This window comes from Amycolatopsis sp. NPDC024027 (assembly GCF_040638975.1).
Lineage (GTDB): Bacteria > Actinomycetota > Actinomycetes > Mycobacteriales > Pseudonocardiaceae > Amycolatopsis.
Genome location: NZ_JBEZYY010000030.1, coordinates 53,162 through 79,324 on the forward strand (window position 1 = coordinate 53,162; position 26,163 = coordinate 79,324).

General features: G+C 72.2%; 27 protein-coding genes. 16 read left to right on the plus strand and 11 right to left on the minus strand.

The window, feature by feature from the left end; genetic code table 11:
- Positions 1 to 5: 5 nt before the first annotated feature.
- Together AB0F52_RS45095 and AB0F52_RS45100 are read right to left on the minus strand one after the other, a co-directional pair.
- Positions 6 to 797: a metalloregulator ArsR/SmtB family transcription factor gene (locus tag AB0F52_RS45095; RefSeq protein WP_360184620.1), complete on the minus strand. Its 792-nt coding sequence runs from the start codon at positions 795 to 797 to the stop codon at positions 6 to 8.
- Positions 798 to 841: 44 nt separating this feature from the next.
- Positions 842 to 1,801, minus strand: a complete 960-nt coding sequence (locus AB0F52_RS45100) for a hypothetical protein (RefSeq protein WP_360184623.1) — start codon at positions 1,799 to 1,801, stop codon at positions 842 to 844.
- Positions 1,802 to 1,986: 185 nt separating this feature from the next.
- Between AB0F52_RS45100 and AB0F52_RS45105 the strand changes: the two genes are divergently transcribed.
- Positions 1,987 to 2,943, plus strand: a complete 957-nt coding sequence (locus tag AB0F52_RS45105) for a hypothetical protein (RefSeq protein ID WP_360184626.1) — start codon at positions 1,987 to 1,989, stop codon at positions 2,941 to 2,943.
- Between the two features lie 554 nt (positions 2,944 to 3,497).
- Here AB0F52_RS45105 and AB0F52_RS45110 read toward each other — a convergent pair.
- The gene (locus tag AB0F52_RS45110) at positions 3,498 to 6,476 is read right to left on the minus strand and encodes a BTAD domain-containing putative transcriptional regulator (RefSeq protein WP_360184628.1); all 2,979 of its coding nucleotides are present in this window, start codon (positions 6,474 to 6,476) and stop codon (positions 3,498 to 3,500) included.
- Between the two features lie 236 nt (positions 6,477 to 6,712).
- Between AB0F52_RS45110 and AB0F52_RS45115 the strand changes: the two genes are divergently transcribed.
- Complete coding sequence (locus AB0F52_RS45115; protein ID WP_360184631.1) at positions 6,713 to 7,510, plus strand: SdrD B-like domain-containing protein; 798 nt, start codon at positions 6,713 to 6,715, stop codon at positions 7,508 to 7,510.
- 91 nt (positions 7,511 to 7,601) lie between these two features.
- Here AB0F52_RS45115 and AB0F52_RS45120 read toward each other — a convergent pair whose 3' ends face one another.
- Both AB0F52_RS45120 and AB0F52_RS45125 read right to left on the minus strand, forming a co-directional pair.
- Positions 7,602 to 7,769 carry a hypothetical protein gene (locus AB0F52_RS45120; RefSeq protein WP_360184633.1) on the minus strand — a complete coding sequence of 56 codons (168 nt, stop codon included), beginning with the start codon at positions 7,767 to 7,769 and terminating at the stop codon, positions 7,602 to 7,604.
- Between the two features lie 51 nt (positions 7,770 to 7,820).
- Entirely contained in the window at positions 7,821 to 8,336 is a 516-nt protein-coding gene (locus AB0F52_RS45125) for a hypothetical protein (RefSeq protein WP_360184636.1), read from the minus strand.
- A gap of 300 nt (positions 8,337 to 8,636) precedes the next feature.
- Between AB0F52_RS45125 and AB0F52_RS45130 the strand changes: the two genes are divergently transcribed.
- Positions 8,637 to 8,918: an isoamylase gene (locus AB0F52_RS45130; protein ID WP_360184639.1), complete on the plus strand. Its 282-nt coding sequence runs from the start codon at positions 8,637 to 8,639 to the stop codon at positions 8,916 to 8,918.
- A 13-nt stretch (positions 8,919 to 8,931) separates the two neighbouring features.
- Here the strand turns inward: AB0F52_RS45130 and AB0F52_RS45135 are convergent, their stop codons facing one another.
- Complete coding sequence (locus AB0F52_RS45135) at positions 8,932 to 9,657, minus strand: LysR substrate-binding domain-containing protein (RefSeq protein ID WP_360184642.1); 726 nt, start codon at positions 9,655 to 9,657, stop codon at positions 8,932 to 8,934.
- Between the two features lie 42 nt (positions 9,658 to 9,699).
- Between AB0F52_RS45135 and AB0F52_RS45140 the strand changes: the two genes are divergently transcribed.
- From AB0F52_RS45140 to AB0F52_RS45155, 4 genes are all read left to right on the plus strand, one after another.
- Positions 9,700 to 10,071, plus strand: a complete 372-nt coding sequence (locus AB0F52_RS45140) for a DUF5997 family protein (RefSeq protein ID WP_360184645.1) — start codon at positions 9,700 to 9,702, stop codon at positions 10,069 to 10,071.
- Complete coding sequence (locus AB0F52_RS45145; RefSeq protein ID WP_360184765.1) at positions 10,068 to 11,270, plus strand: aminotransferase class V-fold PLP-dependent enzyme; 1,203 nt, start codon at positions 10,068 to 10,070, stop codon at positions 11,268 to 11,270. The genes AB0F52_RS45140 and AB0F52_RS45145 overlap by 4 nt, the downstream gene beginning before the upstream one ends.
- Positions 11,271 to 11,347: 77 nt before the next feature.
- Positions 11,348 to 11,785 carry a MarR family transcriptional regulator gene (locus tag AB0F52_RS45150; RefSeq protein WP_360184647.1) on the plus strand — a complete coding sequence of 146 codons (438 nt, stop codon included), beginning with the start codon at positions 11,348 to 11,350 and terminating at the stop codon, positions 11,783 to 11,785.
- A 10-nt stretch (positions 11,786 to 11,795) separates the two neighbouring features.
- The gene (locus AB0F52_RS45155) at positions 11,796 to 12,626 is read left to right on the plus strand and encodes a haloalkane dehalogenase (protein WP_360184650.1); all 831 of its coding nucleotides are present in this window, start codon (positions 11,796 to 11,798) and stop codon (positions 12,624 to 12,626) included.
- A 29-nt stretch (positions 12,627 to 12,655) separates the two neighbouring features.
- Here AB0F52_RS45155 and AB0F52_RS45160 read toward each other — a convergent pair whose 3' ends face one another.
- Both AB0F52_RS45160 and AB0F52_RS45165 read right to left on the minus strand, forming a co-directional pair.
- A complete protein-coding gene (locus AB0F52_RS45160) occupies positions 12,656 to 13,282 on the minus strand; it encodes a TetR family transcriptional regulator (protein WP_360184653.1) in 627 nt (208 codons plus the stop codon).
- Between the two features lies 1 nt (position 13,283).
- On the minus strand, positions 13,284 to 14,702 hold the full coding sequence (locus AB0F52_RS45165) for a fatty acid desaturase (RefSeq protein ID WP_360184656.1): 1,419 nt from the start codon (positions 14,700 to 14,702) through the stop codon (positions 13,284 to 13,286).
- Between the two features lie 568 nt (positions 14,703 to 15,270).
- On the opposite strand from AB0F52_RS45165, the gene AB0F52_RS45170 reads away from it, so the two are divergent.
- The 7 genes from AB0F52_RS45170 (at position 15,271) to AB0F52_RS45200 (ending at position 21,826) form a co-directional block, all read left to right on the plus strand.
- Positions 15,271 to 17,673 carry an ATP-binding protein gene (locus AB0F52_RS45170; RefSeq protein ID WP_360184659.1) on the plus strand — a complete coding sequence of 801 codons (2,403 nt, stop codon included), beginning with the start codon at positions 15,271 to 15,273 and terminating at the stop codon, positions 17,671 to 17,673.
- 53 nt (positions 17,674 to 17,726) lie between these two features.
- The gene (locus AB0F52_RS45175; RefSeq protein ID WP_013228184.1) at positions 17,727 to 18,152 is read left to right on the plus strand and encodes a roadblock/LC7 domain-containing protein; all 426 of its coding nucleotides are present in this window, start codon (positions 17,727 to 17,729) and stop codon (positions 18,150 to 18,152) included.
- Positions 18,149 to 18,520, plus strand: coding sequence for a DUF742 domain-containing protein (locus AB0F52_RS45180; RefSeq protein ID WP_103338558.1), 372 nt, complete (start codon positions 18,149 to 18,151; stop codon positions 18,518 to 18,520). Before AB0F52_RS45175 ends, AB0F52_RS45180 begins: the two co-directional genes overlap by 4 nt.
- A gap of 16 nt (positions 18,521 to 18,536) precedes the next feature.
- Positions 18,537 to 19,094 carry an ATP/GTP-binding protein gene (locus tag AB0F52_RS45185; protein ID WP_013228186.1) on the plus strand — a complete coding sequence of 186 codons (558 nt, stop codon included), beginning with the start codon at positions 18,537 to 18,539 and terminating at the stop codon, positions 19,092 to 19,094.
- Positions 19,095 to 19,268: 174 nt separating this feature from the next.
- The gene (locus AB0F52_RS45190) at positions 19,269 to 20,357 is read left to right on the plus strand and encodes a hypothetical protein (RefSeq protein WP_360184664.1); all 1,089 of its coding nucleotides are present in this window, start codon (positions 19,269 to 19,271) and stop codon (positions 20,355 to 20,357) included.
- Positions 20,358 to 20,378: 21 nt separating this feature from the next.
- Positions 20,379 to 21,008, plus strand: a complete 630-nt coding sequence (locus tag AB0F52_RS45195) for a hypothetical protein (RefSeq protein ID WP_360184666.1) — start codon at positions 20,379 to 20,381, stop codon at positions 21,006 to 21,008.
- Complete coding sequence (locus AB0F52_RS45200; RefSeq protein WP_360184669.1) at positions 21,005 to 21,826, plus strand: hypothetical protein; 822 nt, start codon at positions 21,005 to 21,007, stop codon at positions 21,824 to 21,826. Before AB0F52_RS45195 ends, AB0F52_RS45200 begins: the two co-directional genes overlap by 4 nt.
- A gap of 54 nt (positions 21,827 to 21,880) precedes the next feature.
- Here the strand turns inward: AB0F52_RS45200 and AB0F52_RS45205 are convergent, their stop codons facing one another.
- The 3 genes from AB0F52_RS45205 to AB0F52_RS45215 form a co-directional block, all read right to left on the minus strand.
- On the minus strand, positions 21,881 to 23,278 hold the full coding sequence (locus tag AB0F52_RS45205) for a post-COAP-1 domain-containing protein (protein WP_360184671.1): 1,398 nt from the start codon (positions 23,276 to 23,278) through the stop codon (positions 21,881 to 21,883).
- 116 nt (positions 23,279 to 23,394) lie between these two features.
- On the minus strand, positions 23,395 to 24,267 hold the full coding sequence (locus AB0F52_RS45210) for an RNA polymerase sigma-70 factor (protein WP_360184673.1): 873 nt from the start codon (positions 24,265 to 24,267) through the stop codon (positions 23,395 to 23,397).
- Between the two features lie 14 nt (positions 24,268 to 24,281).
- The gene (locus tag AB0F52_RS45215) at positions 24,282 to 24,659 is read right to left on the minus strand and encodes a DoxX family protein (protein ID WP_360184675.1); all 378 of its coding nucleotides are present in this window, start codon (positions 24,657 to 24,659) and stop codon (positions 24,282 to 24,284) included.
- A gap of 100 nt (positions 24,660 to 24,759) precedes the next feature.
- Between AB0F52_RS45215 and AB0F52_RS45220 the strand changes: the two genes are divergently transcribed.
- A complete protein-coding gene (locus AB0F52_RS45220) occupies positions 24,760 to 25,317 on the plus strand; it encodes a TetR/AcrR family transcriptional regulator (protein ID WP_360184677.1) in 558 nt (185 codons plus the stop codon).
- Positions 25,318 to 25,333: 16 nt separating this feature from the next.
- On the plus strand, positions 25,334 to 26,062 hold the full coding sequence (locus tag AB0F52_RS45225) for a cupin domain-containing protein (RefSeq protein ID WP_360184680.1): 729 nt from the start codon (positions 25,334 to 25,336) through the stop codon (positions 26,060 to 26,062).
- Positions 26,063 to 26,163 lie beyond the last annotated feature (101 nt).

Below are 26,163 nucleotides of genomic sequence, written 5' to 3' on the forward strand. Positions count from 1 at the left end.
GGAATTCAGGCCTTTCGCTCGGAAAGCACGGCGGTGAGGTGGTCGAGCACTTGGCTCCAGCCGGTTTCGATCCCGGCGATGAACGGGACGGCGCCGACGGTCGTCGCGGTGATGCGCAGGCCCAGCCGCAGCCGGGTACCGGCCGCGTCCGGGAGGAGCTCGAGGTCGTAGTGGCCGGTGAAGGACGCCGGGCCGGTCACCGCGAGGTCGAACCCGAGGCGGCCGGGCTCGTCGGCGACCCGCACCCGGCCTTCGGCGTGGTACCCGCCGTCGGCGTCCCGGTAGCCGAGCACGACCCGGCCACCCGGCCGCGGCTCGAGGGTGCACGCGGTGACCGTCATCGACGACGGCACCCACCAGGACGCGAGCAGGTCCGGGTCCGTCCAGTGCCGCCAGACGGCACCCACCGGCACGGGCAGCAGGCGGTCGAACGTGAACGTGCGCCCGTCCGCCCACCGATCCCGGTCCGCGGCCGCCGCATCCACCTCGATCGTCGCGCGGTACCGCGCCACGGCGGCCCGCTCACCGGCGTGCGCCTCGGTGGCGTCAGCCAGCTCCCCCAACCGCGCGGCGAGCGCTTTCAGGGGATCCGCTTCGAGAGCGTGCACACGCCGCCGGCCGAGCGGGAAGACGGTGACCAGGCCGGCACGGGCGAGGGTCTGCAGGTGCTTGGTGGTCTGCGGCTGCCGGAGCCCGGTCAGTTCGGCCAGCTCCCCGACCGAGCGCGGGCGCTCGGCGAGAAGTTCGACGATGCGCCACCGCGCGGCGTCCCCCAGCGCCGCGGCGATCTCGTCCACGGGCCAAGTATTCACACGGCAGAATATTCACGTCAAGGAATATTTCAGCCGGGTAGCCAGCGCAGCCCGTGGGCGTACCCCAGCTGTGGCGCGGTGAATGCCTGCGCCACCTCGCCCGCGCCGTCCAGCGGCAGCGGCTCGCCCGGCTGGGGCGGATCGGCGAGCACCGAGGGCGGGACGCGGTCCAGGCGCCAGACCACCCGCGGCGGCCGCCGCGGGTCGAAGCGGACGCGCACCTCGAACGACTCGCACGTCACCAGCGGCACGAACACGTACGACGGCCGGATCGGAAGGCCGTCCCGGATGCGGTACACCAGCGAGTACGTGTGGCTGTCGCCGCGGGACAGCGGCCGCGGCAGGTCGAGCAGCCAGCGGAAGTGCCGCTGGCCCTCCCGGACGCCGGCGCTGATCCGGACGCCGTGCCGGGCGTCCGCGGCGACGTCGCGCTCGCCGTCCCGGCCGTCCTCGGTGCGGGGCACCGTGAACTGCGCGGCGATCCGGCCGAGGGCGTCGCGGGTGGCCACGATCAGCCGTTCCTCGGTCACCTCCGGCTCGGCCGTGTCGAGCCGGACGAGCACGTTGAGCCGCTTGACGAACCAGCCCTCCTCCGGGTCGGGCACGCCGGCACCCGGCCGTGTGCCGGCCTCGATCTCCGCGGCGAGCCGGGCGAACGACCGGTCGACGCGGCGCCGGGCCGTGCGCTCCGAGACGCGCAGCTGATCCGCGAGCACCCCGATCCGGTCGCTCAGCAGGGCGTGCTGGGCGCCGGGCGCGATGCCCAAGGCGACGTTCACCGCCAGCCTGTCGTCGGCCGGGAATTCCGCGATCGCGGAAGAAATCGCTTCGCGCAGAACGCGGCGCGCGTCGCGATCGCTCGTCGTCCGGTGGATTTCACACCAGCCGGAAACGAGCGGCCCGAGCCGGCTGCGCAGCCGGTCGGCCTCCAATCCCCAGCCACGCCGCAACGTGGTGAGTTCCCGGAGCAGCCCGTCCTCGTGTGCCATGGATTTGTATTGTGACACGGGCACTTCGTGGCGATCGGCGGCACCGGCTGCGCCGATCAGGTGATTCCGGGGTGGCCACGTATTGGCCAGTTCCCCGCCATTTCGGCCCGCCCGCGGCCTTTTCCGCATCCGCGGCTGCCCGACCATTTTCCCGTCGGGTTTCCGTTCGGCATCGGGGAGGAAGGGTGCTCGACACCACCGGCCCGGCCGACGTCGCCGGCGTCCGGCAGCTGGCCCGCGACGGCCTGCTCGCCGGCTCGGCGGCGGCCGCCCGGCCCCGCGCCCTCGCCCGCTTGCGCGGCGGGGTCTACACGGTGGCGTGGCCGCTCGTCTTCACGCGGATCACCAAGCCGATGGAACACCGGCGCCGGCACGCGGACTGCGCCCGCGGGCTCGAATGGCTGCGCCCGGACTGCCTCGACCGCTTCCACGACGACGTCGAGGCGGTGGTGGACCACGCGCTGCGGCGCGCGACGAGCCCGATCGAGAACCTCGAGGGCTGGCTGGCGACCCGCCTCACCCCGGCCACGGTCGACGCGCACCGGCGTCGCCGCGGCGAAATCGGGGCACTGCAGCGGCCGCGCCTGCCGGCGTGGCTGGCCGGGGCGCTCGGCGGCGATCCGTGGCTGTGCGACCTGGCGGTGCAGATCTTGGTCTGGGTGGGGGTGCCGGCCACGGCGGGCGCCGAGCTGTGGCCCCTGGACGGCTGGGCGGCCCGGCGCGCCGAGGTCACGGGCGAGCCGGCCACCCGCGACGCCCTCGACCGCGAGGTCGACCGGGTCCTGACCGCGATGCGCACCCGGCCGGCGTGGCACGCGGAGCACGTCGAGCGCCCGCTGGGGCACAAGCAGGCCCCGGTCGCCCCGATGCCGGCGGAGCTCCCGGCCCTGGAACTGGTCGGCGAGCACGAGCTGGCGGACGCCCGCCTCGCGGGCCTGGCCGAGCAGGCCCTGCGGGCGATCGAGACCCGGCTGAACCGGGGAGAAGCCCCCGCCGCGGCGGTGACCACGGTGGTCCGGACGGTGTTCGGCGGCCGCGCCCCGGACACCACTGCCCGCGACGACTGGCTGGCGGCGGCCTTGGCGAACCAGGAGCGCCTGGCGGGGATCGTGACCACGGTCCTGGCGATCCTCGACCGCTGAGCGCGAGCGGCTGAGCGGCCGCGGGGCCGAGCGGCCCGCGGCCCCGCAGCCGAGCAGCCCGGCGCGGTCAAGCAGCCCCGCGGCCGAACAGCCCCGCGCGCTTGAGCAACCCCCACGCGGCCAACCAACCCGGCGCGGCCAACCAACCCACGGCCGAACAGTCCGGCGCGGCCAAGCAACCCGCACCCCGAGCAGCCCGGCGCGGCCAAGCAGCCCGGCGCAGCGGAGCAGCCCCGCGCGCTTGAGCAGCCCCCGCGCGGCCAACCAACCCCCGCCCGGCCAAGCAACCCGCCCGGCCAAGCAACCCCGCGGCCGAGCAGCCCCGCGCGCTTGAGCAGCCCCCGCGCGGTCAACCAACCCCCGCCCGGCCAAGCAACCCCGCGGCCGAGCAGCCCGGCGCGCTCGAGCAGCCCCCACCCGGCCAACCAACCCCCACGCGGCCAAGCAACCCGCACCCGAGCAGCCCGCGCGGAGCCGGCGAGCGCCCCAACGCGGCCTTCGGTGCGCCCAACGCACCCACAGCGGCCGTCGGGGCGTTCCCGTCCGCAGGATTGCTACCGCACCCGGTGGGACGCGTCCGGCGGAAGCGGCAACGGAAGTGGCAGCGGTTCGGTGGCCTCGCGGCAGCCGTACCGCTCGAACACCGCGCGTGCTCTGTCGCGCAGGACGGCCGCTCGGCGTTCGTCCCCGGACAAGGCCGCCGCGAGCGCCAGGTCGCGGATCGTCCTGGCCTGCCAGACCGGCAGGTCCAGTGCCTTCCACCACTCCAGGGACCGGGTCAGGTGCGCGGTGGCGGCCTCCGGTGCGCCCGCCGCGAGGTCGAGTTCGCCGAGGGTGCGCAGGACCAGCGCCTGGCCGAAGCCGTCTTGGAGCTCGTTGCAGGTGGTCAAGGCCTCCTCGAGCGACTGGCGGACCTCCTCGCCCCGGCCCTGCCGGATCCGCACCTTCGCCAGCGCCTGGTCGGCGTAGGCGACGACGAGCCGGCTGCCGACGATGCGCAGCTCGGCCGCCGCCCGGGTGCAGCAGTCGGCGGCTTCGGCGAGCCGGCCCGCGGCGCGGTGGATGATGCCCGTCGACCGCAGGGCCAGCGCCGCCCCACGGCGGTTGCCCGACGCGCGCCAATGTTCGAGTGCCTTGGCCACCGAGTCCGCCGCCCGGCTCAGGTCGCCGGATTCGGTGAGGATCATGCCGAGGTTGTGCTCGGCCTGGGCCAGCTCCTCGTCGGTTCCTTCGCGCCGCAACACCGGGACCGCTTCGGTCAGCGCCCGTTCGGCGTCGGCGAACGAGCCGCGCTCGCGCAGCACGAAGCTCAGGCTCAGCCAGGTCCGGGCCTGGCCGAGGCGGTCGCCGACCTCGGCGAACGCGGCGAGCGCCTGGTGGTAGTACGCCAGCGACTCGTCGAACCGGTCCTGTTCGAAATAGAGCGTCCCCATCCCGCTCAGCAGCAGCCCTTCCGCCGCCCGGTCGCCGGCGCGCTGGGCCGCGGCGAGCGCGGCGGTGTGGGTGTGCTGCCACTGGCGGAACTGGTTGCGGGCGGCGAAGGTCGACGAAGACAGCGCCGAGGCCAGCGCGGCCGCGGTGGGCACCAGGTCCAGTTCGCTGATCCGCTCGACCACGCCGACCAGCAGGTCCTCCTCGGCCTCGAACCAGGCGTCCGGATCGCCGCGGATGCCTTCGACGGTGGCGTGGTCGAGCCGCCCGGAGCCGTCCGGTGAAGGCAGCCGGCCGGACGCGCAGCGGACCAGGGTCAGCGCGTCCCGGCCCACCCGGTCCAGCGCCGCGCGGACTTCGCCGGCGGCCTCCTCGGCGTCGCACAGCTCCGCGGCGTACGCCCGGGTCAAGTCGTGGATGCGGTAGCGGCTCAGCCCGGTGACGTCGGCGCCGGCCGGGTCGAGCAGCTGCGCGTCGACCAGCCGCTCGATCACGTCTTCGGCCTCGGCGACGGGGATGTCCAGCAGCGGAGCCGCGAGCCACCCCGCGAAGTCCTGGACGCCGATCATGCCGAGCCGGCGCAGCGCGGTGCGTTCCTGCTCGCCGAGGCCGTCGTAGCTCACCGCGAGGCTGCCCCGGACCTCCAGATCGCCGAGGACGAGTTCGTTGAGCAGCCGCTGCTTCCGGCCCAGCCGCTGCGCCAGCCGGGCCACCGTCCAGTCCGGCCGGGCGGCCAGCCGGGCACCCGCGATGCGGACCGCGAGCGGCAGGTGCCCGCACAGCCGCACGATCTCCAGCGCGGCCTCCGGTTCGGCCGCCAGCCGCGGTCCGACCAGCTTGGCCAGCAGTTCGAGGGTTTCCTCCTCGCGCAGCTCGTGCAGGTCGAGCAGGGCGGCACCCTCCAACGCGGCCAGCCGGACCCGGCTGGTGACCAGCACCGCGCAGCCGCCACCGGGCGGGAGCAAGGGCCGGATCTGCTTCTCGCCGGCCGCGTCGTCGAGCACGACGAGCACCCGGCGATCGGCGAGCAGCGACCGGTACAGGTCGACGCGCTCCGCCGGCTCGCCCGGAATCGCCGCGCCGGCCACCCCGAGCGCGTGCAGGAACCTGGCGAGCACCTCGTCCGGATCGGCCGGTTCGGGGTGGTTGCCGTGGAGGGTGGCGTAGAGCTGCCCGTCGGGATACCGGTCGCGGATCCGGTGGGCGATGTGCACCGCGAGCGTGGTCTTGCCCGACCCCGGCTTGCCGGAGACGGCGCAGACCCGGGCGGCCGAGCCGGCCGGGCGCAATCCCCGCAGGACCTGGTCGACGTCTTCGCGCCGGCCGGTGAAGTCCGAGATGGTGGCGGGCAGCAGGCTCGGCGTGAGCGCCGCGACCGGCGTCGCCGCTTCGCCCGCGGGTTCGGCGAGCACCGTCCGGAACGCCGCCTGCAGCTGGGGTCCCGGTTCCACCCCGAGTTCGTCGTCGAGCAGCCGGCGTGCCTCGTGGAAGGTGGCCAGCGCGTCGGCCTGGCGGCCGGCCTGGTGCAGCGCCAGGATCAGCTGGGCACGCAACGGTTCGCGCAGCGGGTGCTCGGCGACCAGTTCGGCCAGCTCCCCGGCCAGCGCGCTGCCGCGGCCGAGCCGGAAGTCCGCCTCCAGCCGGGCTTCCACCGCGACGAGCCGGGCTTCGGCCAGCTTCGTCCGCTCCGATTCCGCCCACTCACCCTCCGCGCCACCGAGCGGGGACCCGCTCCAGAGCCCGAGTGCCTCGGCCAGGGTCGTCGCGGCCGGCCGCGCGTCACCGGCCGCCAGCGCCCGCCGGCCCGCGCTCACCGCCCGCTCGAACCTGACCAGGTCGATCGACTCGGGTGCGACGTCGAGGACGTATCCCGGCGCCTGCCTGCGCAGCGCGTCGTCCTGGTCACCGAGCATCCGGCGCAGCGCGGAAACGTACGTGTGGACCACCGGACGAGCGCTGTTCGGCGGTTTCTCGCCCCACAGCGCGGTGATCAGGGTGTCGACCGGCACCACGCGACCGGCGTTGACCAGGAGCACCGCCAGCAAGGTGCGCGGCTTCGGGCCACCGAGCGGGACCTGTTTTCCCGCAACGAGTACCGCCATCGACCCCAGCAACCGGAATTCCACGTCCGCCCCCACCCTCCAGGAAACCCAGCCTACAGACGGAAACCGCGCGGTGCCGTTGTCCCGATGATCCCGATGTGACGTTCCTGTGATCCTCCCGCCCACCGCGGCCTCCAGAAAAGCTCAAAGGCCACCTGGAGGTTCCTTGAAGACCTGCCCGGCAGAGTTCTCCTCGTCGAAACCAGCCAGACCGGCTCCCTTGGGGGGAACACGCCATGAAGAACCTCGCTCGCCTCGCCGCCCTCGCTCTCGCCGTCGCCGCACCGCTCGCCCTCGCCGCCCCGGCGCACGCCGCCGCAACCGGCTCCATCACCGGCGACGTGTGGAGCGACGTCAACAGCAACGGTCTGAAGGACGTGGGTGAGCCGGCCATCGCGGGCCAGTGGATGGTGATCGACGGCACCGGCAACGCGGTGCAGACGGACGCCAAGGGCCAGTACGAGTTCAAGGACCTCCCGCCGGGCAGCTACGCGGTGAAGTCGGTCGACCGCGCCGGGTTCGGCCAAGGCTGGACGACCGTGGGTGGCGACTCGGCGTTCCGCAGCTCCGACGGCACGCTCGGGAAGCCGGTGGTCCTGACCGCCGGCCAGCGGGTGAAGGGCCTGGACAGCGGTTTCGCCACCGCCAAGGTCGACTACCGGGCCGGCCAGGTCATCATCGGCAACACGGCCCCGAAGGTCGGCGACGTGCTCGACATCGTCGGTTCCGCCGTCCCGGTCGGCAACGTCTGGGACCAGTTCGGCGGCCAGCTTTCGCTGCCGGACGGCCTGCGCGTCGTCGAGCGCGTCGGCGGCATGCCGAAGTACTACGCGACCGAGCCGGCCGGCAAGGTCACCGGCTTCTTCTACGACCGCCGTTCGCCGGGTGCGTACGAGTTCGTCGGCGCGCGCGTGGTCGTCGAGAAGCCGCTGTCCGCCGCCGAGATCAAGTTCACCGTGTGGAAGGGCGTCTTCGGCAGCACCGACCCGAACACGGCCAACGACGTCATCTCGACGACGCTGACCACCAGCTGACACCGCCCGGGGGGGGTAGGAGGCCCGGTTCCCTGGGAGGGGGAACCGGGCCTTCTTCATGTGTCCACCGGGCGCGCGAGCGTGACGCCGGTCAGCCGTCCTCGACCTGCCGGCGCCGGGCCTCGAACACCGCCGTCAGCACCTCGGGTGCGCAGCCCGCGGCTGTCGCACGCCGGCCCGCCGCCGTCAGCTCGGCCAGCAGGAGCGCGCGCACCGCCGCGCGGGTTGCCTCCGGGAGTCTCGAGCACGGGTCGCTCACTCCCCGCCTCCTCTCTCCCCTCGCGCCAGCCTTCACCTGACGGACACGCTGTCAGCGCCACCACGGCGGCGGGGGCACCGGGAGCCGCAGCGGGCAGCCGGTGTGGCGGCCCGTCCAGCAGTCCGCCAGCCAGCGGGCCAGCGCGACCGGCCCGAGCAGGCTGTCCTCCCACACCGGCGTCAGCTCGCCCGCGCGGCGCAGCACCGCTTCCGCCGTGCCGCAGAAGGAAACCACCGCCGCGACCGCCGCGTCGGCCCGCTCCCCCGGCCAGGCGACCGCGGCTCCCGGCAGCCGGGCCGGGATGGCCAGGCCGGTGCCGATGGTGCAGTTCCGCGCCAGCTGCACGGCGAGATCGAACTCGACCGCTTCGGCGTGACGCTGTCTGGCCCGCCAGCGGGGTGAAGCGGCCGCGGCGTACAGCCCGGCCAGCCGGGCGGCGACCAGCCCGTCCCACACCGTCAAGAGCACCGCTCGCGTGTCGGCCGGAGGGGCGTCGGCGAGCTCGTGGATGACGGCGCTGAGCCAGGCACACGGGTCCTTGACTTGACGATCAGCGACGACGGTCACGGCTGTCAGTTTCCCACCGCCACCCGCGGGCAACCCCAAGATGATCATGGTTCACCCGAGGACCACCCGGTCGGTGGCGGACCGTTGAGCGGCGCCGTAACCCGATCGGGCACTGGGCGTGACCGAATCGTCACAGGTGTGCCATCATGTCGGCGCCCAGTGAGGCTTATTCAGCCGTCGGCCGCCGAAGACTTCCGCGGTAACCGGCGGCATCGTCGTGGGTCGCGGCGGCCCAACCGGAATGAGCCTCAGTGCCGAGCACACCCCCTCGACCATCCCCACGAAAGGCCCCGAACACCCGTGATCAAGATCAGCAAGAGCCGGGCCGGCACCCCGCGCGTCACCTTCAGCCTCCCGATCGGCGCGCCGCCCGGCCGGGTGAGCGTCGTGGGCTCGTTCAACGACTGGACCCCCGGCCGCCACCACCTCACGCCACGGTCCAACGGCCGCCGGTCGGCCTCGGTCGACGTCGCGCCGGGCACGGTCCTGCACTTCCGCTACCTCGGCGAGGACGGGCACTGGTTCGACGACCCCGACCTGCCCGACCGCGCCGACGGCAACTGCGTCTGCGCGACCTCCTGACGGCGCTGGGAGCTCAGGCCCGGCGGCGGCGCTTCCCCGCGCCCCCGCCCGTGTTCCGCCGGGCCGGTTTCGCCGCCTTGGCCGACTTGGCCGCCTTCGCCGCGGCGGGCTTGCGTTCCGCCCGCCGGCGTTCGGCCGGTGCCGCCGGGCGCCCGCGCGTGCTGTTCACCGTCCGGCCGCGGACGATCCCGATGAACTGCTCCATCAGGTCCGTCGTCTCCTCCTCCGGCCACGACAGCGCGACGCTCGACTGCGGCGCGTCCTCCACCGGCCGGTAGGTGAGGTCACGGCGGTGGTGCAGCCGGGCGATCGACTGCGGGACGACGAGCACCCCCACGCCGGCCGCGACCAGCTCGATCGCGTCGGCCGTGGTCTCGGGCCGCGAAACCGCCGGGCGGCCCGGCAGCGCCGGCCACTCCAGCGTGTCGTCGAGCGGGTGCAGCACGACCTCGTCCGCCAGGTCGCCGGTGGACACTTCGTCCGCCGCCGCGATCAGGTGGTCCTTGGGCACCACGACGACCGTCGTCTCGGTGTAGAGCGGGATGGCGTGCAGGCCGTCCCGGTCGATCGGGGAGCGCAGCAAGGCCGCGTCGGCGTCCCGGGCGCGCAGCAGGGCCGCGGCGTCCGCGGCGGCGACCGGGACGAGGGTCAGCGGCACCTCCGGCACCCGCTCGCCCCAGGTCCGCACCCACTTGGCGGGGGTCGCTCCCGGGACGTACGCGAGCTTGAAAGAGGTCACCGGGTCAGGTTACCGGGAGTGACGCTGGCTACCCTGGACGGCATGACGTCGCACAAGACCGCCCAGACGATGAAGCCCGCGACCGCGGCGAAGAAGCTGGGTGTGTACCTCGAAGCCACCCCCGCGGAGTTCCGGGAGGGCGTCGTGACGCGCGACGAGCTGAACGCGCTGCAGGCCGACCCGCCGGAGTGGCTGCGCGAGCTGCGCCGCACGGGCCCGCACCCGCGGCCGGTGGTCGCGGCGAAGCTGGGCGTCTCCATCGGCGGCCTCACCCGCGGCGGCATCACCGAGCCGCTGACCACCGAGCAGATCGAGGCGCTGAAGGCGGAGAGCCCCGACTGGCTGGTGCGGGAACGCGCCACCCAGGCCGAGGTGCGGCAGGAAGCGGTGCGGGTCAAGGAACAGAAGCACTGACCGCCACCGATCTTTCGCCCGAGGCGGCGGACCGTCTCGACGCCGAAGACGAGCTCGCCGCCTTCCGCGACCGGTTCGTCCCGATCACCGACCCCGGGGTCGTCGCCTACCTCGACGGGAACTCCCTGGGCCGTCCGCTGCGGGCCACCGCCGAACGGCTCCAGGAACTCGTGGCCCACGAGTGGGGTGCGCGGCTCATCCGGTCCTGGGAAGAGCGCTGGCTCGCGCTGCCCGAGGCGATCGGGGACGAGCTGGGCCGTGTCGCGCTCGGGGCCGCGCCCGGGCAGACGATCGTCGCCGACTCGACGTCCGTCTGCCTCTACAAGGCGCTCCGGGCCGCCGTCGCGCTGCGGCCGGGGCGGGACGAGATCGTCACCGACACCGCGAACTTCCCCACCGACCGGTTCCTCGTGGAGAGCGTCGCCGCCGAACTCGGCCTCACCGTCCGGTGGGCCGGAAGCGAAGACGTCGCCGCGGCCGCCGGGCCGCGGACCGCGGTCGTCACACTGTCCCATGTGGACTACCGGACGGCCGCGATCACCGACCTGGCCGCCGTCACGCGGTTGGTGCACGAGCGCGGCGGCCTCGTCGTCTGGGACCTCTGCCACAGTGTCGGCGTGCTCCCGGTCGAGCTGGACGCGGCCGGCGCCGACTTCGCCGTCGGCTGCACCTACAAGTTCCTCAACGCCGGCCCCGGCGCGCCCGCGTTCCTCTACGTCAACGCCCGCCACCACGCGGAGTTCGGCCAGCCCGTCACCGGCTGGATGAGTGCGGCCGACACCTTCGGCATGGCCGAGAAGTACGTGCCCGCACCCGGCATCCGGCGGGCGCTCTCCGGCACGCCGCCGGTGCTCGGCATGGTGGGCGTCCAGGAAGGCGTGGCGCTGCTGGCGGAAGCGGGTATCGACCGCGTGCGGGCCAAGGCCGTCGCGCTGGGCCGGTGGGTGCTCGCCCTCGCCGACGCGTGGCTCGTCCCGCTCGGGTTCACCGTCGCCTCCCCGCGCGACGACGACCGCCGCGGCGGCCACGTCACCCTCCGCCACCCGGACGCCGAACGGCTTTCCCGCGTCCTCATCGAGCACGGCGTGCTCATCGACTTCCGCCGTCCCGACGGCATCCGCATCGGGCTGAGCCCGCTCACCACCGGCTTCGCCGAGGTCCGGCGGGCAATGGACCGCATCCGCGAACTCGCCGGCTGACGGGGCACCGAGCCGGTTCGGCCGGTCGGCACGTTAAATAGTAGCCATGTACTTAGTAGCCATGTACAGTTTCTGGCATGAGCACTCCCGGTCACCTCGTCTGGCGCCTCTCCACGAAGTGGCGGGTCGCGGTGGATCGCGCCCTCGCCCCGATCGGGCTGACGCACGCGCAGTACGTCTTCCTGTCCTCGCTCTCCGGGCTGGAGCGCGCCGGAGCGAGGCCGAGCCAGCGTGAGCTGGCCGACCACACCGGCCTGGAAGCGCTCTACGTCTCCAAACTCGCCCGCGCGCTCGACGCCGAAGGACTCGTCGAACGCACCCGCGACCCGGCCGACACCCGGACCGTCCGGCTGCGCCTCACCGCCCGCGGGCGGGAGGTGACCGAGCCGGCGATCGCCACCGTGGCCGAGCTGCTCGACCGGCTCCTCGCCCCGCTCGGCGGGCGGACCGGCGAGCGCACCGCGGCGCTGGCGCGCGAGCTCACCCTCCTCCTCGACACGCCGCTCGAGTCCTGAAAGGACAGTCATGCTGCACCACGAAGAAACCGGCACCGGCACCCCGATCGTCTTCCTGCACGGCAATCCCTCGTCGTCGCACAGCTGGCGCCACATCCTCCCGCACGTCGGCGCCGGGCGGCTGCTGGCTCCCGACCTGATCGGCATGGGCCGGTCGCCGAAGCCGGACATCGCGTACACCTTCGCCGACCACGCCGACCACCTCGACGCCTGGTTCGACGCACTCGGCCTGGACGACGTCGTCCTCGTCGGCCACGACTGGGGCGGCGCGCTCGCCTTCGACCGGGCCGCCCGGCACCCCGGCCGGGTCCGCGGGCTCGCGTTCTTCGAGACCATCGTGAAGCCCATGGCCTGGGACGACCTGACACCGCAGGCGGCCGAGCGGTCGCGCAAGATCCGTACGCCGGGCGCCGGCGAGGACCTGGTGCTGACGCAGGACCTCTTCATCCGCCAGGCGTTCACCGGCGGGGTGCGCACCCCGCTCGGCGACGAAGATCTGGCCACCTTCCTCGCCCCGTTCCCGACGCCCGAAAGCCGCCGTCCGGTCCTCGCCTGGGCGCGTCAGCTGCCCCTGGGCGGCGACCCGGCCGAGCTGGTCACCCGGATCGAGGCCTACGACGAGTGGCTGGCGGCCAGCGAGAGCACCCCGAAGCTGCTCATGACGTTCGAAGGCTCACCGACGCTGCTGATCGGCGAGAAGATGGCGCAGTGGTGCGCCGATCACATCGCCGCACTGGAGGTCGTCGCCGGCGGCGAGGCCGGGCACCACGCCCAGGAGGACCGGCCGAAGGAGATCGCCGCGGAAATCGCGGCGTGGCTGGACCGGCACGGCCTTCGCTGACGTTCGCGCCGAGCAGACCGCCTCCGGCCTCACGTGTGCCGCAACGACGGGTTCGCCGTCACCCCGAGCACCCGCGCCGCGACCCACGCCAGGCCGTCGGCGGTGCGGGCCGGGGTGTCCGACGGTTGCATGACGTGGCTGAGGACGGTGCGGACGATCAGGTCGATCACCACGTCGATCTGACCGCCGGCCAGCGGCGGGCGGTAGGCCGCGACGCGATCGGCCACCATGGCTTTCGCCTGGGCGAGCAGCGCGCCCGAGTCGGTGGTCAGCAGCGGGAGGAGCTCGGGGGCGGTGCCGTGCGTCGCCGAGACGATCGCGCGCAGCAGCGTGTTGTCGTGGGCGAGTTCGAGGACCGCGCGGACGGCGTCGTAGATCGCCTCGACCAGGTCGTCCGGGTGGCGGTCGAAGGCGGCGCCGACCACCGCGAGGAACCGGCCGAGCTCGTGCGCGACCATCGCTTCGGCCAGCGCGGCCTTGGAGCCGATCTCGTTGTACACGGTCTGGCGGCTGACGCCGGCCAGCTCGGCCAGGCGGGCCATCGTGACGGCCGGCCAGCCGGACCGGGCGGTCAGCTCGATCGCCGCCGCGATGATCGGCCGCCGGTGCTGACCACCTTCCGCCGGCACCGGAACCGCCCCGCTCATGATCGGCATTCTAGGTCGTGCCACCCCCGGCCGGGCCCACCCGCCCCGGCGCGACGAAGTCGACCTTGTCGCGCACGCCGCAGTCCGGGCAGCACCAGGAGTCCGGGATCGCCGCCCACGGCGTGCCGGCCGGGAAGCCCTCCCGCGGGTCGCCGCGCTGTTCGTCGTAGACGTACCCGCAGCCGGGGCACATGCCGCCTTCGGTGGCGTCGCCGCGGGTGTCGGCGAGCTCGCGCGCGGTCGCGGTGACGCGGGTTCCGTAGCGGGCCAGGACCTTCGCCCGCTTGCCCGGCTGGATGTTGGCGCGCGAGATGTCGCCGCCGTAGTGGGCGAGCACCCGCGGGTCCATCACCCGGCGCCACAGCGGCGGGACGAGCGCCAGCACGATCATCCCGGCGTACCCGGTGGGCAGCACCGGCGACTCGGCGAAGTCGCGCAGCGTCTGGTAGCGGCGGGTCGGGTTGGCGTGGTGGTCGCTGTGCCGCTGCAGGTGGTAGAGCAGGACGTTCGTGGCGATGTTGTTGGAGTTCCAGCTGTGGCTGGGGTCGACGCGCTCGTACCGGCGCCGCCCCGGGGCGCCGACCCGCTGCCGCAGCATGCCGTAGTGCTCCATGTAGTTGACGACTTCCAGCAGCGAAAACCCGACAACGGCCTGGATCACGAGGTAGGGCAGGACACCCGCGCCGAGCCAGGCGATCATCGCCGCCCACAGCACCGCGGACATCAGCCAGGCGTTGAGCACGTCGTTGCCGAGCCGGTAGGGGTGCCGGTCGCGCCGGGCGTAGCGCTTGCGCTCCAGCCGCCACGCCGACTTCAGCGAGCCGAACACCGTGCGCGGCCAGAAGCGGTAGAAGCTTTCGCCGACGCGGCTGCTCGCCGGGTCCTCCGGGGTCGCCACGCGGACGTGGTGGCCGCGGTTGTGCTCGATGTAGAAGTGCCCGTAGCAGCTCTGCGCCAGCGCGATCTTCGACAGCCACCGCTCGTGGCTCTCCTTCTTGTGGCCCAGTTCGTGCGCGGTGTTGATGCCGATCCCGCCGACGCACCCGATCGACACGGCGAGCCCGACCTTGTCCACCACGGTGAGCTCGCCCCGCGCGATCAGCCAGCACGCCGCGGCGAAGCCGAGGTACTGGACGGGCAGGAAGGCGAAGGTGATCCAGCGGTAGTAGCGGTCGTTCTCCAGCCGCGCGATGACGTCGTCGGGCGGGTTGCTCCGGTCGAGCCCGGCGACCAGGTCGATGGCGGGCACGATCACGAGGATCACGACCGGCCCGATCCAGAACCAGCCACCCCACCCGGTGGCGGCGTGCAGCCCGATGGCGAGGAACGCCAGGGAGGGCACGACCAGGCCGATCAGCCACAGGTACCGCTTGCGGTCGCGCCACAGCTCGGTCGAGCCGGCGGGCACGGTCCCGATCGCTTCGCTCATCACACCCTCCTTGGCGGACTGCGTTGACAGAAGGATAGGTGATGTCCAATCGGATTGACAATCATGCGTCTGATGTAAAGACGTACCGACTGCCGCCGCCCACCCGGAGCCGTCCCGGCGCGGCGGCGCCGCGAAATCGGGCCCGGCGAACACCATCGGCCGCCGGCACCGGCCACAGAGGGACTTCCGGGCAGCGCCCGTTCCCTTCTTTCCTCCGCCGTCAACCACTGCACACACCGAAGCGGCGGAATTCACTTTCACCCGTTCGGCCCAGCGATCGGCATCCCGAAATAGGTCACAACGCCAGTACCTGAGGAAATGCCGGTAATCGTCCCGGAGCAGACAGTAAACGCTGTTCGCCGCCGGGCGGACGAGTGTCCGGAAGCCGGGTCGCACCAACCGGGTGTCAGGGGTTCGTGGTAAAAAACGGACCCTGATCGATTCCGCGGCAACACGGAGGGTGAGGCGAAGACGGGTGACGGCGGCCGCTGTGTCCCATCGTCGTGTCCGCTTCCTCGTCCGGGTCCCCATTCCTCGCCGACCGTCACTCAGGAGTTCGTGAACCGCCGTGCTGAACAAAGACCCCCGGGACGAGTCGGACAAGCCGTACGACAAGTCGATCCGCAAAAGGCTGACCAGGACCGTTCTCATTCCCAGCGTGACACTGCTGGTGCTGTGGATCGCGGTCTCGTCGTACTTCCTCTTCAATGGCGTTTACGTCCGGCTGGTCGCCGCTTCCGTGCGCGAGGTGTCGATCCCCGCCGCCACCGCGCTGGCCGAGTTCCAGAAGGAACGCCAGACCGCCCTGCAGTACCTCGATGACCCGGCGCTCGGCCCGGCCCGGCTCCAGCAGCAGCAGAAGGCCACCGACGCCAAGCTTTCCGAACTGAAGGACGCGTTCGCCGCGACCATCTCCAACGCGCCGGACGAGATCGCGTCCAAGGTGAACGCGCTGAAGTCGCAGTTCGACCAGCTGCCGGTGCTGCGCTCGCAGATCAGCTTCCGCAGCATCGACCGGGCCCAGGTCAACACCTACTACAACGGCGTGATGGACACCGCGTCCAACCTCTTCGACACCCAGGCCCGGATCGTCCCCGACTCCGAAGCCGCGACCGGCGGCATCACGGCGACCTCGGTCTTCCGCGCCGGCGACATGATGTCGCGCGAGACGTCGCTGGTCTCGACGGCGTTCTCCGCCGGCACCTTCGCGCCCGACGACTTCGCCCAGTTCGCGCAGCTTTCCGGGCTCTACCGGACCCAGCTGACGCAGATCGCGCCCTTCCTCGATCCCAGCGTCCGCGACCGGTACCAGGCGCTGACCAACAGCGCGGCCTGGCGGCAGCTCGCGACCGCGGAATCGGCGCTGGTGAAGCACGGCCCGTGGACCGCCAGTGAGCAGAAGTCCGTGCCGGTGTCCGAAACGGACTGGGAGAACGCGACGAACCAGGTCGCCCAGGGCCTCAACGACCTCGCCATCACCCAGGCGGACAAGGTTTCGGCCGCCGCGATCGACTCCGGTGACGCCCAGCTGCGCAACGTCATCATCGGCAGCATCGTGGCCCTGCTGGCGTCGCTGGCGGCGATCATCGTCGCGGTGCGGGTGTCCCGCTCGCTCGTCGACCGCGCGCTGATGACGCGCCTCGCGCGGCTGCGCAACGACTCCCTCGACCTCGCCCGCAACCGGCTGCCGGACATCGTGGAGCGGCTGAAGAACGGCGAAGCCGTCGACCTGAAGGCAGAACTCCCCCGGCTCGACCACGGCCGCGACGAGATCGGGCAGGTGGCCGAGGCGTTCAACGTCGCCCAGCTGACCGCGGTCAACGCCGCGGCGAGTGAGGCGAAGGCCCGCAGCGGTGTGCACAACGTGTTCCTCGGCATCGCGCACCGCAACCAGGTCCTCGTCCACCAGCAGCTGCAGATCCTCGACGAGATGGAAGCGCGCGAGGACGACTCGACGCAGCTGGCGTCGCTGTTCCAGCTCGACCACCTCGCCGCGCGTGCCCGCCGCACCACCGAAAACCTGATCATCCTCGGCGGCAAGCAGCCCGGCCGCCGCTGGCGCAAGCCGGTCGCGCTGATGGAGGTGCTGCGCGCCGCCGTCTCGGAAACCGAGCAGTACGCCCGGGTCCAGGTCGAGCAGGTGGCCGACGTCGCGATCCTCGGCGCCGCGGTGGCCGACACGATCCACCTCGTCGCCGAGCTCGTCGACAACGCGACGTCGTTCTCGCCGCCCGGCTCGCCGGTCGAGGTGACCAGCCGGATGGTCGCGCGCGGTGTCGTCGTCGACGTGTCGGACCAGGGGCTCGGCATGAAGGACGCCGTCCGCGAGTGGGCCAACGCGATGATGGCCGAAGCCCCCGAGTTCGACGCGATGGCGCTGCGGGCCGACTCCAGCCTCGGCCTGTTCGTGGTCGCCCGCCTGGCCGCCCGGCTCGGCATCACCGTCACCTTCGACCCGTCCCGCTACGGCGGCCTGCGCGCCACCGTCCTCATCCCCACCCAGCACCTGGCCGGCGAGGACGCCGACCGGGCCGACGGCTCCGGGTCCACGCCGGCGGAGGACACCGCGGTCCTCGCCCCGGTGGGTGCCCCGGCGGCACAGGCAGCAGAAAGCCCGCTCCGCACGATGGACACGCCCAGCTCGTTCAGCGGTCAGATCCCGATGAAGCGAGACACCAAGCCGAGGCCGTACCCGGCACGCGCCCTCACCCCGCCCGACGCCCTGCCTTCCGTGCCGGCGGCGGCGCCGGAGCCGGCCGCCGTCAGTCCGGCAACGGACGTGCGGCCGACCGACGACCGGCCCCGGCTGCCCCGGCGGGAGCCGCAGCAGAACCTCGTCGCCCAGCTGGAGAACGAACCCGACGACAGCACCGACGACGTCGTGGCGCCGGGGGAAGGCACCGCGCGCACGCTCGCGGCGTTCCACAAGGGCACCCGCCGCGGGCGCGGCGGGCCGGACGACCATTCCTAATCCCCGACCACACACCGGAAAGTCCACACAGGAAAGTCAGGGTCTGAAGTCGAATGAACGAGTACGGGAGCCCCAAACCCGATCTCAACTGGCTGCTCGACGACATGGTGAACCGCGTGGTCGGCGCGCAGAACGCCATCGTGCTGTCCGCCGACGGGCTGCTGATCGGCAAGTCGGCCGGGATGAGCAAGGACGACTCGGACCAGCTTTCGGCCATCGCCTCCAGCTTGCAGAGCCTCGCCAAGGGTGTGAGCAAGCAGTTCAACCGCGGCCCGGTGCTGCAGAACATGATCGAGATGGAGCGCGGCTACCTGTTCGTCTCCGCGGCCGGGCAGGGTGCCTGCCTCGCGGTGCTGGCCGCGGACAACGTCGACGTCGAAATGATCGCCTACGAGATGAGCCGGCTCGTCAAGCGAGTCGGTGACTACATGGCGTCCGCGCCGCGGGAAGCGGCGTCGGTCCTCCGGGAGGCCACATGAGTGCCGAAGACGGCTGGTACGACGAAGCCGCCGGACCGCTGGTCCGGCCGTACACGATCACCAGCGGGCGGACGCCGGCCGGTACCGCGCGGCTCGACCTGTCCACGCAGGTCATGACGCTGCGGTCGGAGCAGGAGCCGGCCGGGCTGGGCCCGGAGCACGTGGCGATCGTGCAGCTGTGCCGCCACCCGGTGTCCGTCGCCGAGATCGCCGTCTACGTCAAGATCCCGCTCGGGGTCGTGCGGGTGCTCGTCGGCGACCTGATCGAACGCGGCCTCGTCATCACGCGCTCCCCTGCCCACAACCCGGCGCAGGCGCCGGACCTCGAAACACTCCAGGCGGTTCTCGATGGCCTCATCAAGTACTGACGGCACGGGGGCGGACATGGTCCCCACGCCGGTCAAGATCATCATCGCGGGCGGCTTCGGCGCGGGGAAGACCACGATGGTCGGTTCGGTCAGCGAGATCCCGCCGCTGACCACCGAAGAGGTGCTCACCGAGGCGAGCGCCGGCGTCGACGACCTGTCCGGCGTCGAGCGGAAGACGACCACGACAGTCGCGCTGGACTTCGGCCGGATCACCATCTCGCCGCGGCACGTGCTGTACCTGTTCGGGACGCCGGGCCAGGCGCGCTTCTGGTTCATGTGGGACGACCTGGCCCGCGGGGCCATCGGGACGGTCGTGCTGGTCGACACCCGGCGACTGGAGACCAGCTTCGCCGCGATCGATTTCTTCGAACGCCGGAAGATCCCGTTCGTCGTCGCGGTGAACTGCTTCGACAACGCGCCGCGCTACACCGCCGACGAGATCCGCGAGGCACTGGTCGTCCCGGACCGTGTGCCGATCGTCATGTGTGACGCACGCGACCGCGATTCCAGCAAGCTCGCGCTGATCCGGCTCGTCAAGCACGCGATGACCGTCGTGCCGGCCGCCCGGGTCTGAGACCTGCGCGTTGTCCGCTTTTGTCCCCTCAGGACACCCGCCGGTGTCCGTTGTGGCCCTCCGTGGCCGCGGCGGGCACCGGCTACCCACATGGCGCAATTGACTGGACCACCCGGGTGCAGACTTTTAGTTGAGCAAGCATCCAACTGATAGCATCCGCTCGTGACGAGTCGCATGCCGGAGTTTTCTGAATATATAAGGGAAAACTATCCGGCGGAGGGTCGTCTGTTCGGGGACTTTCTGGGTGGACTGTGGTCGACCGCGTGCGAAGCGCTCGACGTCCCTCTCGAACAGTCGGTCCGGACCACCGGGATGCTGCGGGCCCTGCTGCCGCCGTGGGCGCACGAGCGGATCGGCCCGGTCCCCGTCCAGCCGTCCTATGTGGCGGACGACGGCTTCCCGGCCGAGATGTCGGTCAACTGGTCCGGCGCGCGGCCGGAACTGCGCGTGCTGTTCGACAGCCTCGGTCACGAAGTGGTTTGGCCTGGTGAGAGCGTTTTCCGGACCCGGCGCCTCGACCACGTCCGCGAGACGTTCACCCCGCGCGCCGGCCGGCCGTCCCCGGCACCGCTGTGGCATTCGATCGCCTGGCGCCCACCGTCCGGCGTGGTCCACAAGACGTACTTCGGGCTGTACTCGTGGCCGCACGCGCACCGCGAGGCCGCGGTGACCGAAGCCATGGCGCGGCTCGGGTTGGCCACGGCCTGGGACGACGCCCGCCGGCGCGTCGAAACTGTCGAAGGCGACCGCGAGATCGAGTTCTTCGCCGTCGACCTGACCGACGACGCACAGGCCCGCGTGAAGATCTACTACCGCAACCACGACGCCGGCCTGGCCGAGGTCGAGCGCGTCGCCGCGGTGGCGCTGCACCACGACTCGCGCCAGGCGCAAGCGGCCTACCGGACGCTGGCCGGCGAAGACGACGACGCCGGCGAGGCGGCGTTGAGCTGCCTGGCGTTCCGATCCGGTGTGGACCGCGCCGCCGAGTCCACGACGTACCTCCGGCTGCCCGCCCTCGTGCCGGACGACCGCGAAGCCGTGGAGCGCACGGCCGCGCTGCTGCACGACCACGGCGTCGACCCCGGCCGGTTCCGCACCCTCGCCGCCGCCCTGGCGCCCGGGCCGCTGAGCGGCAGCCGGGGTGTCCTGGAGCTGGTGAGCTTCCGCGCCGCGGGCCGCCACGGCGACGTGACCACGTACTTCCGGTTCCCGGTCTACGACCGGCCGCCACCCTCCCCCCTTTCGCCCGTCGATCTCGGATAGTCCACCGTGAAGGAGCAGATCGTGACCGAGCAGGACGTCGAGCGGGTCGCCCGCCACAACGAGCAGCGGCAACGGGAGTACGAGGCGTCGGACCTGATCCGGCTGCTGACCGACGAGAACACCACGGCCGAAACGAAGAAAGCGGTACTGACGTACCTGCAGCCGTGGTCGAACGCGTTCCAGCGGATGATCAGCGCCCGGGTCACCTTCGAGAGCGACCCCGAGCTGCGCGCGCTCGCCTGCGAACACCAGGCGGAAGAGGTCGGCCACGACAAGATCCTGGCCCGCAGCCGCGCGGAGGACCGGGAGCTGGTCTGGGACCCGGTCATCGAGATGGGCGCGTCCTGGTTCGTCGACCAGTTCGCGATCCTGCCCGGCGTGCAGCGCGCGGTACTGGCTCACCTGGCCCTGGAGGCCGGCAGCCTGGTGTTCAGCCAGGCCGGCACGCGCGCGTTCCCCGACGACGAATACTTCGAGCTGCACGACGAAGCGGACGTCGAGCACCTCGAGATGGGCTACGAAGTGCTGCGGCGGCGCGGCGACTGGACGCCGGAAGCGGTGATCACGGTCCTGGACCGCGCGTGGCAGGTGATCGGCGTCGTCTCCGACCGCATCGCCGAGTGCGCCCGCCGAGATACGGTGGCGGCATGACGACCACCGAACCGGCCGCCGCGGCGCGCGAAATCGCCGCCGAGGCCGCCCGGGCCTACCAGGAAGCCTTGGGAGAGCGCCTGATCGGCGCCTACGTGCTGGGCAGCCTGTCCTACGGCGGCTACTCGGCGGCCGCCAGCGACATCGACCTGGCCCTGGTCCTCACCGAAATCGGCGACGGCGACCGCTCGGCGGTCGAGAGCACGACGGCGGCGTTGCAGGAGCGGAGCCCGGTGCACCGCAAGCTTTCGGTGTTCTGGGCCTCGTTGCCGGCCTTGCGCGAAGGCCGCGACGACGGTCGCTTCCCGGCCCTGGACCGCTTGCAGCTGGCCGACGACGGCCGGGTCCTGACCGGTTCGGACGTCCGCGCGGAGGTCGCCCGGCCCGCCGCCCCGGAGCTGCTGCTGGAGAGCGCCGGCTTCGCGATCGCGGTGCTGGCGACGGACGAGGTGACGGCCGAGTTCCGCGCGCCGAAGCGGCTGCTGGTGGACACGGTGTGGTTCACGAAGGCGGTGCTGTTCCCGGTCCGCTTCCTGTATTCGGGAACGACGTCGACCGGCCGCGCGGCGAACAACGACGAAGCGATCGACTGGTATCTGGGTCTGGCCGACGCGCCGGCGGCGTCACTGGTCCGGTTGGCGCGGGAGGTCCGCGCCGGACACCCGCTGGAGCCGGCCGAGGTGGAACCGGAGCTGGCGGCGGGACTGGTTCCGCTGTACCGCTACTACATCGAGGCGGAGACCCGGCGGCTTCGCGAGACCGGCGCGCCCGAGGACCTGGTCGACGCGTTCACCGACTGGGACAAGCGGCTGAGCTGAGACACCTCCCGGCGGCGTGCGGGGAAGCACACCGCCGGGCCCGCTCAGTGGCTCTCAGTGGATCTGGACGTTCCCGCCGTCGAGCGTCTGGTCGTACCCGGCCGAGTAGCCGCTCGCCAGCAGCAGCTCGAACCGGTCCGCGCGGCCGGGTTCACCCGCGTCCACGAGGTGCAGCCGGAAGCCCGTCGGCACCCCGTTCAGCACCGCGTGCCCGAACACGTAGGCGTCCGGTCCGGAGACCGAGATCCCGGTGATGTCCGAGGTGTGCAGGTCGATCTCGTTGCCGTGGTCGTTGTATTCGAGCGTGCCGCGCGGCCCTTCCTTGCGCTGCATGAACTCGAAGCCGGCGGTCGCGGTCCCGCCGGGCACCAGGATCCGGATCCCGCCGGTGATCTTGCCCGGCTGCGAGGTGACGAACTGCGGCGCGACCGGGAACGCCCCGCACTCGGGAACCGTCACCGTCTTGACGACGGCGAACTTCCCGTCCAGCGAGGTGAGGTCCAGGTCGGTGGTGAAGGCGCCGTCCGGCAGGATCAGCGTCACCCGGTAGGTGCCGGGCAGCAGCCCGCCGACGGTCGCGGTACCCGACGCGGTGCGCGGAGCCGGCGGATCGTTCGCCAGGACACCCGGCACGCTCACCTCGTCGACGCGGATCGCCACGCCGTCCGGAGCGGTGACGGCGACCGCACCGAGGCAGACGTTGCCGAAGTCGACGCCCCCGGTGATCTGGCCGCTGGTCACGGTGACGGTCGTGCTCCCCGACGCCGGTGTGGTCCGGCGCCATCCGGCCTGCTGCCGCTCACGGACGGTGTAAGTGCCCGGTCGCAGCCCGGAGAAGCCGTACCCGCCATCGGTCCCGGTGACCGCCGTGGCGCCGTCGTCCAGGTCGAAGGTCCAGTTCGCCAGCCCGGGATCACCGGTACCGCTGCCGTCGGCCCCGTGGTCGTCGAACTTCCGGCCCCCGATCGTCACCGCCCGGTAGTTCCCGAAGTCGTTCCCGCCGAAGTGCGCTTCGCCCACGCCGTACCCGACGGCGACGGAGGCGGGCGCCTGCGACTGGACCCAGCCGGACGGGGGACGTTCGGTCAGGGCGTAGGTCCCGGCACCGACCGGGAGGGCGTTGGCGTTCAAGGAGAACGCATAGGCGCCCCGGCGTCCGTGACGGCCGCCGTGGTTGAAGTTTCCGCAGGTCACACCGATGAACGCGCCGAGCCATTTCTTGACGTGGATCTGGCCGGTGCCGATCTCGTCGTAGACCTGCTGGTTTCCGGGGCGGACGTGCGGGCAGGGGCCACCGGTGTTCCCGTCGCACCCGTTCCGGAATTCGTGGGGCCGGTCGATGGCCACGATCGGCGCCCAGACCATGAAGTTGCGGTCGAAGCCGCCCTGCGCACCGTAGAACGCGGTGACCGCGGGCTGGGCGAACTGCTCGTGGGAGATGGAGTGCCCCACGCCGACGTCGTAGGCGTACGTCGATCGGAGGGGGGTGCACCGCGGTTCGCGATGCGCAGCCAGGGTCGCGCCGCGCCGGTTCCCTGTTACGGGAACCGGCGTCTTTCCCCCAGCCGTCAGCGCAGGGTCAACGGCGTCTCCGCCTCCACCCGGGTCAGCTTCTCCGGGTTCCGCACGAAGTACAGCCCGCTGATCCGGCCGCCCTCGACGCGGACCGTCATGATCCCGTCGAACGAGCCGTCCACGTGCAGCGCCAGCGCCGGGTTGCCGTTCACCGTCATCGGCACGCCGGTCAGCTCGATCTCCGTCTTGCCGATCCCGCCCACGATGAACCGGCTCACCTTGTCCGCGCCCGCGACCGGCCGCAGGGCCGCCTGCTTCACGCCGCCACCGTCGCTCATCAGCACCACGTCCGGCGCCAGCAAATCCAGCAACCCCTGCAGGTCCCGGCCCTCGATCGCCCGCTGGAAGGATTCCAGCACCGCCCGGGTCTCCTGAGCCGAAACCACCTCGCGCGGACGTCGGGCATCGACGTGCCGGCGCGCGCGGTGGGCGATCTGCCGGACCGCGGCCGGGGTCTTCCCCACGGCTTCCGCGATTTCGTCGTACCCGACGTCGAACACCTCGCGCAGCACGAACACCGCGCGTTCGGTCGGCGCCAGCGTCTCGAGAACCAGCATCAACGCCATCGACACGCTTTCCGCCAGCTCGACGTCCTCGGCCACGTCCGGCGTCGTCAGCAGCGGCTCCGGCAGCCACGGGCCGACGTACGCCTCCTTGCGGCGCTTCATCGTGCGCAGCCGGTTGAGCGCCAGGCGGGCCGTGATGCGGACCAGGTACGCGCGCTCGTCGCGCACTCCCGACTGGTCGACCTCGGCCCAGCGCAGCCACGTCTCCTGGAGGACGTCCTCCGCGTCGGCCGCCGAGCCGAGCATCTCGTAGGCGACGGTGAACAGCAGGTTCCGGTGGGCGACGAAGGCCTCGGTCACGGCGTCTCCTCCGTTCATGCGGGGAAGGGACCGAACCGGCCCCAGGCGACGAACGCCGCCACGGCCAGGTAGGCCAGGTTCAGCAGGGCGAACGCGGCGCTGCCGTGGCGGACGTGGGTGATCATCGCACCCACCATCAGCAGCACCCAGCAGACCGCGGTCACCGGCACCAGCGCCGGCGCGATCCCGGTCAGCGCGGGCAGGATCAGCCCGACCGCCGCGAGCAGCTCCAGCGCCCCGAGGCCCTTGACGAAGCCGGGAGCGGCGCCGGCCGTCCATTCGCCACCCGGGGCGGCGGCCAGCTTCTCCTGGCGCACGAACACTTTGCTGACACCTCCGGTCAAGGCCACGACGGCGAGCAAGCCGGCCGCGATCCACAGTGCCAGATCCATGACGTTCTCCTCTCGAACGGTGTGCGGCCTCAAGACACCGCCCGGGGAGAACTTGTGACAGCGTTGATTCTGTACCTACTAGTATGTACAGTCAGGGCCCATGGGAACCCGGGACCAGCTCGTCGACAGCGCCCGCGAGCTGCTGTGGGAACGCGGCTACGTCGGCACCAGCCCCAAGGCCATCCAGCAGCGGGCGGGCGCCGGGCAGGGCAGCATGTACCACCACTTCACCGGCAAGAAGGACCTCGCCCTGGCCGCCGTGCGGCGCAGCGCCGAGGAACTGCTGGCCGCCGCCGACACACAGCTGCGCTCGCCCGGCACCGCCGTCGAGCGCATCACCGCCTACCTGCGGCGCGAGCGCGAAGTGCTCCGGGGCTGCCCCATCGGCCGGCTCACCCAGGACCCCGACATCGTCGCCGACCCGGTCCTGCGCGCCCCGGTGGACGAGACCTTCGCCCACCTGCGCGCCCGGCTGGCCGAGGTCCTCGGCGAAGGCCGCGACGCGGGTGAGCTGCCCGCCACCCTGGACCCCATCGCCCTCGCCGCCACGATCGTCGCCGTCCTGCAGGGCGGTTACGTGCTGGCCCGCGCCGCGAACTCCCCCGAGCCGTTCGACCAGGCCGTTTCCGGCGTGCTCGCGCTGCTCACCACCCGCTGAACCCCAGGAGACCGAAGTGCACGTCCGCCACCTTCCGGCCACCAGCACCGCCGCCCCCGCCGAGGCCGTCACCGGCAGCGCGTGGATCACCGCACTCGCCGTCCCGGACGGCCCGTCCCGGACCCGGGTGGACCGCGTCCACTTCGCCCCCGGAGCCCGCACCCACTGGCACCGGCACCCGCTCGGCCAGGTCCTCGTCGTCACGGAAGGCACCGGCTACGTCCAGCGCCGCGGCGGCCCGGCCCGGCTGATCCGGCCGGGCGACACGGTCCGCGTCGCCGCCGGCGAGTGGCACTGGCACGGCGCCACCGACACGACGCCGATGACCCACCTGGCAATCGAGGAACTCCCCGGCGACGGCACCCCGACCGAGCTCGGCGGCCCGGCAGGCGCGGGCGAACCCGCCACCGCGCCGGCTGTCACCCGCACCGTGGTGCTGGACCAGCGGCTCCCGGCGCCGCGGATGATCGATCGCGTCGAAATCCGCCGCATCACCATCGCCCCGGGCGAAACCGCCGGGCTGCACGTCCACAACGGACCGGTGTTCGGCAGCATCGAAACCGGCTCGGCCGTTTACCAGATCGACGGCGAGCCCGAATCCGTGCTGACTCCCGGCGACGTCTTCTACGAGCCCGAATCAACCCGGATCGCCCGGTTCGACGCGCAGGCCGACGGCGTCACGTTCGTCGCCCACTTCCCGGTCGGACCTGGCGAGACGCCGAGCCTGACCATCCTGGACAGCTGACGCCGCACTCCACGCCTCACCTGGGTACACGGCTCCCGGTTCATTGCGGTTCACCACATTTCCGAACTCTTTCCTCACCCGACAAAGCTCTGGACAACGCG

Coding starts and splice junctions, on each gene's coding strand:
- AB0F52_RS45100 (WP_360184623.1), bottom strand. CDS start 1,801: ATGGCACACGAGGACGGGCTGCTCCGGGAACTCACCACGTTGCGGCGT.
- AB0F52_RS45110 (WP_360184628.1), bottom strand. CDS start 6,476: ATGGCGGTACTCGTTGCGGGAAAACAGGTCCCGCTCGGTGGCCCGAAG.
- AB0F52_RS45115 (WP_360184631.1), top strand. CDS start 6,713: ATGAAGAACCTCGCTCGCCTCGCCGCCCTCGCTCTCGCCGTCGCCGCA.
- AB0F52_RS45140 (WP_360184645.1), top strand. CDS start 9,700: ATGACGTCGCACAAGACCGCCCAGACGATGAAGCCCGCGACCGCGGCG.
- AB0F52_RS45150 (WP_360184647.1), top strand. CDS start 11,348: ATGAGCACTCCCGGTCACCTCGTCTGGCGCCTCTCCACGAAGTGGCGG.
- AB0F52_RS45155 (WP_360184650.1), top strand. CDS start 11,796: ATGCTGCACCACGAAGAAACCGGCACCGGCACCCCGATCGTCTTCCTG.
- AB0F52_RS45160 (WP_360184653.1), bottom strand. CDS start 13,282: ATGCCGATCATGAGCGGGGCGGTTCCGGTGCCGGCGGAAGGTGGTCAG.
- AB0F52_RS45165 (WP_360184656.1), bottom strand. CDS start 14,702: ATGAGCGAAGCGATCGGGACCGTGCCCGCCGGCTCGACCGAGCTGTGG.
- AB0F52_RS45175 (WP_013228184.1), top strand. CDS start 17,727: ATGAACGAGTACGGGAGCCCCAAACCCGATCTCAACTGGCTGCTCGAC.
- AB0F52_RS45180 (WP_103338558.1), top strand. CDS start 18,149: ATGAGTGCCGAAGACGGCTGGTACGACGAAGCCGCCGGACCGCTGGTC.
- AB0F52_RS45185 (WP_013228186.1), top strand. CDS start 18,537: ATGGTCCCCACGCCGGTCAAGATCATCATCGCGGGCGGCTTCGGCGCG.
- AB0F52_RS45190 (WP_360184664.1), top strand. CDS start 19,269: ATGCCGGAGTTTTCTGAATATATAAGGGAAAACTATCCGGCGGAGGGT.
- AB0F52_RS45200 (WP_360184669.1), top strand. CDS start 21,005: ATGACGACCACCGAACCGGCCGCCGCGGCGCGCGAAATCGCCGCCGAG.
- AB0F52_RS45215 (WP_360184675.1), bottom strand. CDS start 24,659: ATGGATCTGGCACTGTGGATCGCGGCCGGCTTGCTCGCCGTCGTGGCC.
- AB0F52_RS45220 (WP_360184677.1), top strand. CDS start 24,760: ATGGGAACCCGGGACCAGCTCGTCGACAGCGCCCGCGAGCTGCTGTGG.